Genomic DNA, 6,983 nt, shown 5'->3' with positions numbered 1-6,983 from the left:
GCCGGCGGCGTTCTCGTCCACCACGAACCCGCCGCCGACGGAGTAGTACACCTTCTCGCGCAGCACCGTGCCGTCACCGTCACGGGCGGTGAACCGCATGCCGTTGGGATGGCCGGGCAGCGACACCTTCCGCTCGAAGACGAGGTCCTCACCGACGACGAACGGGATCTCGCGCACGCCGGCCAGCCGCACCGTGCCGCGCTCGCGCATCTCGGCCAGCCGGGCGTCGATGCCGTCCACGTCCACCAGCTCGGGCTTGTCGCCCGACAGGCCGAGCAGGACGGCCTTGTCGCTGCCGTGGCCCTTGCCGGTCAGCCCGAGCGAGCCGTACAGGACCGCCTCGACCCGCGCCACCCGCTCCAGCAGCCCGTCCTCGCGCAGCCCGCGCGCGAACCGGTGAGCGGCGGCCATCGGCCCGCCCGTGTGCGAACTCGACGGCCCGATACCGATCTTGAACAGGTCGAAGACGCTGATCGCCATTGATGTGCGCCTCTCATCAGGGCCGGGGCCCGGCCGGGCCCCGGCGTTCGGTCAGGACTCGCCCGAGGTGAGTGCCTTGTACTCCTCGGCCGAGAGCAGGTCCTCGGGGTCGCCCTCCACGCGCACGCGGAACATCCAGCCCTCGCCGTAAGGGTCGTTGTTGACCAGCGACGGGTCGTCCACGACGGCCTGGTTGACCTCGACGACCTCGCCGCCGAGGGGGGCGTAGATCTCGCTCACCGACTTGGTGGACTCCACCTCGCCGACCGAGTCACCGGCCTCCACGGTCGAGCCGGCCTCGGGAAGCTGCACGTAGACCACGTCGCCCAGGGCCTCGGCGGCGTACGCCGTGATGCCCACGGTCACGGTGACGGACTCGTCGAGCCCGGCCACCCACTCGTGCTCCTTGGTGTAGCTCAGCTCGTCGGGGATGTTGCTCACTTGTTCCTCCTGTAGAAGGGCAGCTCAACGAGGTCCACTGGTTCCTGGCTGCCCCGGATGTCCACGGTCAGGCCTTCACCGGCCCCGGTGTCGACATAGGCCATCGCGATGGGCTTGCCCAGGGTCTGGGAGGGAGCCCCGCTGGTGACCTCGCCGACGACGGCGCCGTCCTTGGTGACCGGATGCCCGTGACGGGGCACCCGGCGGCCCCGCGCGACCAGGCCGGCCAGCCGGCGCCGCGGCGGCACGTCCTTGACCGCCTCCAGCGCCGCCCTGCCGACGAAGTCGCCGGGCTTGTCGAATTTCACCACCCTGCCCAGCCCCGCGTCGAACGGGGTCAGACCGGCGTTCAGCTCGTTGCCGTACAGCGGCATGCCGGCCTCCAGCCGGAGCGTGTCGCGGCTGGACAGCCCGGCGGGGATCAGCCCGAACGGCTTGCCGGCCGCGGTCAGGGCGTGCCACAGCGGCACCGCGTCCTGGACGGCCACGAACAGCTCGAACCCGTCCTCGCCGGTGTAGCCGGTGCGGGCGATGAGCGCCTGCCGGCCGTCGACGAGGCCGGGCAGGCCCGCGTAGTACTTCAGCCCGGTCAGCTCGGCGTCGGTGAGCGTGGCGAGGATCTCCTGGGCGCGCGGTCCCTGCACCGCGATCAGGGCGTACTGCTCGGACCGGTCGTCGACCACCGCGTCGTACGCCTCGGCGCGCCCGGTCAGCTCGCGGGCGACCATCTCGTAGTTGGAGGCGTTGGCCACGACCATGAACTCCTCGTCGCCCAGCCGGTAGACGATGAGGTCGTCGAGCACGCCGCCGCGCTCGTTGACGATCATGGTGTAGCGGGCGCGGCCGACGGCCAGCGCCGACAGGTGACCCACCAGCGCGTAGTCGAGCGCCTCGGCCGCCTGGGGCCCCGTCACGAAGATCTCGCCCATGTGCGAGAGGTCGAACAGGCCGGCGGCCTCGCGCACGGCGTTGTGCTCGGCGGACTCGCTGCCGTAGCGCAGCGGCATGAGCCAGCCGGCGAAGTCGGTCAGCTTGGCGCCGAGACTCTCGTGGACGTCTCGCAGCGGTGTGGGTCGTGACATGAAGCGCACCTCTGGGCAGGGTCGGATGCCAGCATCCTCCCCCTCTGTCATGGATGCCTGAGAGCTTCGCCCGGGTTTTGCCGGACTTTCACCTTCGGCGAGGCCCGCCAAGGCCTGCTTTCCAGAGGTCACCTCGGCCGTGCGGTCCTTTGCCTTGAGAGGTTTGCGGGGAGGGCTTGCTCCTTCAGGGGCTCTGGATGGCTGTCCAGGGCGCTCTCCCGCACGGTGTCGACGGTGATGCCGCCAGCCTAGTGCCGCGACGGGGTCGTTGTCGCCTCCTGCCCGGGCCGGGCGGCCGTCAGCAGGAGGCGACCAGCGCCTCGAACAGCGCGCAGTCGGTGGCCGCCTCGGGATGCCACTGGACGGCCACCGCGAAGTGCGGCGCGTCCAGCTCGACCGCCTCGATCGTGCCGTCCTCGGCCACGGCCGTCACGGCCAGGTCCAGCGCGAGCCGGTCCACCGCCTGGTGGTGGTAGTGCGGCACCTCCACGGGCTCGGTGCCCAGCGCCTTGGCCACCCGCGAGCCCGGCGTGGCGCGGATGCCGAGGTGGCCGAAGGTGCCCGGCCCCGGCGCGTGCCCGGTGTGGCCGACCACGTCGGGCAGGTGCTGGTGGAGAGTGCCGCCGAGCGTCACGTTGAGCACCTGGAGCCCCCGGCAGATGCCGAGGTAGGGCAGTTCCCCGTCCAGCGCGGCCGACAGCAGGCCGAACTCGGCCGTGTCGCGGAACGGCCGGATGTAGCCGGTGTGCTCCTGCGGCTCCGCGCCGTAGCGCTGCGGATCGATGTCGCCCCCGCCCGCCACGATGAGCCCGTCCAGCCGCCCCACCAGCTCGGCCGGGCGGCCGGCGGGCGGCAGCAGCACCGGCTGGCCGCCGGCCCGCTCCACCTGCTCCACGTACGTGTACGGCAGGAGCGCCACGGTCGTGTCCCACACGGTGAACCGGGCGGGCTCGACGTAGGTGGTGATGCCGATGACCGGTCGTCCCACGATGACTCCTCCAGCGACTGTCCGGCGGCTCCTACAGCGGGGTCACGTACGCGCCGGAGATCCCGCCGTCCACCAGGAACTCCGACCCCGTGATGAACGACGAGTCGTCGCTGGCCAGGAACGCCACCGCGGCGGCGATCTCGGTGGCCTCGGCGAAGCGGCCCATCGGCACGTGCACGAGGCGGCGCTGCGCCCGCTCCGGGTCCTTGGCGAACAGCTCCTGCAGCAGCGGCGTGTTGACCGGGCCGGGGCACAGGGCGTTGACCCGGATGCCCTCCCGCGCGAACTGCACGCCGAGCTCGCGGGACATGGCCAGCACGCCGCCCTTGGAGGCGGTGTAGGAGATCTGCGACGTCGCCGAGCCCATGACGGCCACGAACGAGGCCGTGTTGATGATCGAGCCCCTGCCCTGCCGCCGCATGTAGGGGATGACGTGCTTGCAGCACAGGTAGACGCTCGTCAGGTTCACCTCCTGGACGCGGCGCCACGCCTCGATGCCGGTCTCCAGGATGGAGTCGTCGTCGGGCGGTGAGATGCCCGCGTTGTTGAAGGCGACGTCCACGCTGCCGTAGGAGTCGAACGCCGTCTGGTACATCCGCGCGACGTCGGCCTCGCTCGTCACGTCGGCCTTGACGTACAGGCCGCCGACCTCGGCCGCGGCCTTGGTGCCGGCCTCGTCGTCGACGTCCACGCACACCACCCGGGCGCCCTCCTCGGCGAGGCGGCGCGCGGTGGCCAGGCCGATGCCGCTGCCGGCGCCGGTGATGACGGCGACGCGGTCCTGCAAACGCTGCATGTGAGTCACTCCGATGAGATGAAGACGTTCTTGGTCTCGGTGAACGACGCCAGGGCGTCGGGGCCGAGCTCGCGGCCGAGCCCGGACTCCTTGAACCCGCCGAATGGCGTCCAGTAGCGCACCGACGAGTGCGAGTTGACCGACAGGGCGCCGGCCTCGACGGCCCTGGCCACCCGCAGCGCCCGCCCGACGTCACGGGTCCAGATGGAGCCGCTCAGGCCGTAGCGGGTGTCGTTGGCGATCCGTACGGCCTCCTCCTCGTCGGCGAACGGCACGACGGACACGACCGGCCCGAAGATCTCCTCGGTGAAGGCGCGGTCGGTCACCTTGGAGGTCAGCACCGTGGGCGGGAACCAGTAGCCCTTGCCGGTCGGGCACGCGCCCTGCAGGTAGGGGGTGTCGTCGACGAAGCCGCGCACCCGGTCGAGGTGCTCGGCGCTGACCAGCGGCCCCATCTCGGTGCCCTCGTCGAGCGGGTCGCCGACCTTGACCCCGCGCACGGCCTGCCCGAGCAGTTCGAGGAACTCGTCGTACACGTCGGCCTGGACGAGCAGCCGCGACCGGGCGCAGCAGTCCTGGCCCGAGTTGTCGAAGACCGCGTAGGGAGCGGTCCTGGCCGCCTTGCCGAGGTCGGAGTCGGCGAAGACGATGTTGGCCGACTTGCCGCCCAGTTCCAGCGTGATCCGCTTGACGTGCGCCGCGGCCTTGGCCGCGATCTCCTTGCCCACCTCGGTGGACCCGGTGAACACGATCTTGGCCACGTCGGGGTGCTCGACCAGCCGGGCGCCCGCGACCTCCCCTGCTCCGGGCAGGACCTGGAGCACCCCCTCGGGGAGGCCCGCCGCCAGGGCCAGCTCGGCCAGCCGCAGCGCGGTCAGCGGCGTCCACTCGGCGGGCTTGACGATGACCGTGTTGCCCGCCGCCAGCGCCGGGGCGACGCCCCAGCTGGTGATCAGCATCGGGAAGTTCCACGGCACGATGACGCCCACCACGCCCAGCGGCTCCTGGAACGTGACGTCCACGCCGCCGGGCACGGGGATCTGCTTGCCGTGGTTGCGCTCGGGCGCTCCGGCGTAGAAGTGCAGCACGTCGCGGACGCTGCCCGCCTCCCAGCGGGCGTTGCCGATCGGGTGGCCGGCGTTGGCGGTCTCCAGCCGGGCGAGCTCCTCGCCGTGCTCGCCGACCAGGTCGGCGAACCTGCGCAGCAGCCTCGCCCGGTCGCCGGGCGACACCTCGCGCCAGGCGGGGAAGGCCTTCCTGGCCCGCTCCACGGCCCGGTCCACCTCGGCCGCGTCGGCCATCTCGACGTCGGCGACGACTTCTTCGGTCGCCGGATTGATGATCTTCATATCCTCTCGTCACATCCGTTCGAAGCTGCGGAACAGCTCCCAGTCGGTCACCGCCGCGTCGAAGGCCGTCAGCTCGACGCGGGCGTTGTTGGCATAGTGCTCCACCACCTCGTCGCCGAACGTGGCGCGGGCCAGCTTCGAGCGTTCGAACAGCTCCAGCGCGTCGCGCAGCGTGTGCGGCACGGTCTCGGCACCCGAGGTGTAGGCGTTGCCGGTGCACGCCTCCTCCAGCGTGAGCTCCTCGTCGATGCCGCGCAGCCCCGCCGCGACCAGCGCCGACACCGCGAGGTACGGGTTGACGTCACCGCCCGGCACCCTGTTCTCGATGCGCAGCGAGTGCCCGTGGCCGACCAGGCGCAGCGAGCAGGTGCGGTTGTCCACGCCCCACTTGACCGCGGTCGGGGCGAAGCTGCCGGGGACGAAGCGCTTGTAGGAGTTGATGTTGGGCGCGTACAGGAGGGTCAGCTCACGCATGCAGGCGAGCTGGCCGGCGATGAAACGGGCGCCCAGCTCCGACAGGCCGTGCGGGCCGTCGCCGGCCATCACCGGCTCGCCGTCGAGGCCGCGCAGCGAGATGTGGATGTGGCAGGAGTTGCCCTCCCGCTGGTTGGGCTTGGCCATGAACGTGATCGCCTTGCCCTCCTGGGCGGCGATCTCCTTGGCGCCGTTCTTGTAGATGACGTGGTTGTCGCAGGTCTTGAGCGCCTCGTCGTAGCGGAAGGCGATCTCGTGCTGGCCGAGGTTGCACTCGCCCTTGGCCGACTCGACGTAGAGGCCGGCGCCTTCCATCTCACGGCGGATGCGGCGCAGCAGCGGCTCGATGCGGGCCGTGCCGAGCAGGGAGTAGTCGACGTTGTAGAGGTTGGCGGGGGTCAGGTCGCGGTAGGCACGCTTCCAGGCGTCCTCGTAGCTGTTGTCGTAGACGACGAACTCCAGCTCGGTGCCCACGCAGGCGACCATGCCGCGCTCGGCCAGCCGGGCGAGCTGGCGGCGCAGGATCTGGCGCGGCGAGGCGGCGACCTCTCCACCGTCCACCCAGGTCAGGTCGGCCATGAGCATGGCGGTGCCCTCCTGCCACGGCACCCTGCGCAGGGTGGACAGGTCGGGCTTCATGACGAAGTCGCCGTAGCCGCGCTCCCAGGACGACATGGCGTAGCCCTCGACGGTGTTCATGTCGACGTCCACGGCGAGCAGGTAGTTGCAGCCCTCGGAGCCGTGGTGGAGCACCTCGTCGAGGAAGAAGCGGGCGGACAGGCGCTTGCCCTGCAGCCGGCCCTGCATGTCGCACAGCGCCAGCAGCACCGTGTCGATGCGGCCGGCCTCGATGTCGGATTTCAGTTCCTCGACTGACAGGCTCACGGGCGCCCCTTCGCGAAAAGTCTGGAAACAGACCATTGAGGGCATGCAAACACCATGCGGAGGGTGCTGTCAATGCCTCCACCTCGAAGAATGCTTTTACCGGATCGTCACAATCCGGGGCTTGACGGACGGACAAGGAGGGGCGAACCATCGCCGCATAGAGCTATGGTCCGACCGTGGCCCATTGGAAGGGCGGCGGTCCGGCCCGTGCCGGAGGTGGCAACCGTGGTGCAGAGCAAACGACACGTCCATGGGGTCGACTACGAGAAGGTGTCCGCCGACTATCTGGAGAAACGCAAACTGCAGCAGGGCGCGGCGGGGTGGGTGCTGCTCGCGGGGCTCGGCGTCGCCTACGTCATCTCGGGGGACTTCGCGGGCTGGAACTTCGGCCTCGAACAGGGAGGCTGGGGCGGCCTGCTCATCGCCACCGTCCTGATGGCGATCATGTACACCTGCATGGTGCTGGGGCTGGCGGAGATGTCGTCCAG

The 6,983-nt window shown here is 70.6% G+C and carries 7 protein-coding genes, 1 pseudogene and 2 riboswitches; of the genes and pseudogenes, 1 reads left to right on the top strand and 7 read right to left on the bottom strand.

Translation table 11 applies throughout. The annotated features are described in order from the left end of the window. The 7 genes from CXR44_RS34765 to CXR44_RS34735 all read right to left on the bottom strand — a co-directional run. Positions 1–480: serine dehydratase beta chain (locus tag CXR44_RS34765; RefSeq protein ID WP_281260316.1), on the bottom strand; the 480-nt coding region annotated here is incomplete at its 3' end. 51 nt (positions 481–531) lie between these two features. Continuing rightward, complete coding sequence (gcvH, locus tag CXR44_RS34760; RefSeq protein ID WP_101790398.1) at positions 532–921, bottom strand: glycine cleavage system protein GcvH; 390 nt, start codon at positions 919–921, stop codon at positions 532–534. Further along, positions 918–2,003: a glycine cleavage system aminomethyltransferase GcvT gene (gene gcvT, locus CXR44_RS34755; protein ID WP_101790403.1), complete on the bottom strand. Its 1,086-nt coding sequence runs from the start codon at positions 2,001–2,003 to the stop codon at positions 918–920. The genes gcvH and gcvT overlap by 4 nt, the downstream gene beginning before the upstream one ends. Before the next feature lie 34 nt (positions 2,004–2,037). Continuing rightward, positions 2,038–2,135: riboswitch (glycine riboswitch) on the bottom strand. Then, positions 2,136–2,234, bottom strand: a riboswitch (glycine riboswitch). Positions 2,235–2,301: 67 nt separating this feature from the next. Next, complete coding sequence (locus tag CXR44_RS34750) at positions 2,302–2,991, bottom strand: gamma-glutamyl-gamma-aminobutyrate hydrolase family protein (RefSeq protein ID WP_101790397.1); 690 nt, start codon at positions 2,989–2,991, stop codon at positions 2,302–2,304. Between the two features lie 31 nt (positions 2,992–3,022). After that, a complete protein-coding gene (locus tag CXR44_RS34745; protein WP_101790396.1) occupies positions 3,023–3,787 on the bottom strand; it encodes a 3-oxoacyl-ACP reductase in 765 nt (254 codons plus the stop codon). 5 nt (positions 3,788–3,792) lie between these two features. Beyond that, entirely contained in the window at positions 3,793–5,136 is a 1,344-nt protein-coding gene (locus CXR44_RS34740; RefSeq protein WP_101790395.1) for an aldehyde dehydrogenase family protein, read from the bottom strand. A 9-nt stretch (positions 5,137–5,145) separates the two neighbouring features. Continuing rightward, positions 5,146–6,531, bottom strand: coding sequence for a glutamine synthetase family protein (locus CXR44_RS34735; RefSeq protein ID WP_101790394.1), 1,386 nt, complete (start codon positions 6,529–6,531; stop codon positions 5,146–5,148). 192 nt (positions 6,532–6,723) lie between these two features. Between CXR44_RS34735 and CXR44_RS41390 the strand changes: the two are divergent. Further along, positions 6,724–6,983: pseudogene (locus CXR44_RS41390) on the top strand (ethanolamine permease); the annotation flags it as partial.

Source organism: Nonomuraea indica (genome assembly GCF_002850745.1).
Lineage (GTDB): Bacteria > Actinomycetota > Actinomycetes > Streptosporangiales > Streptosporangiaceae > Nonomuraea > Nonomuraea indica.
Note: the sequence above shows the minus strand (reverse complement) of the source record. Positions and strands in the feature narration are given on the sequence as shown.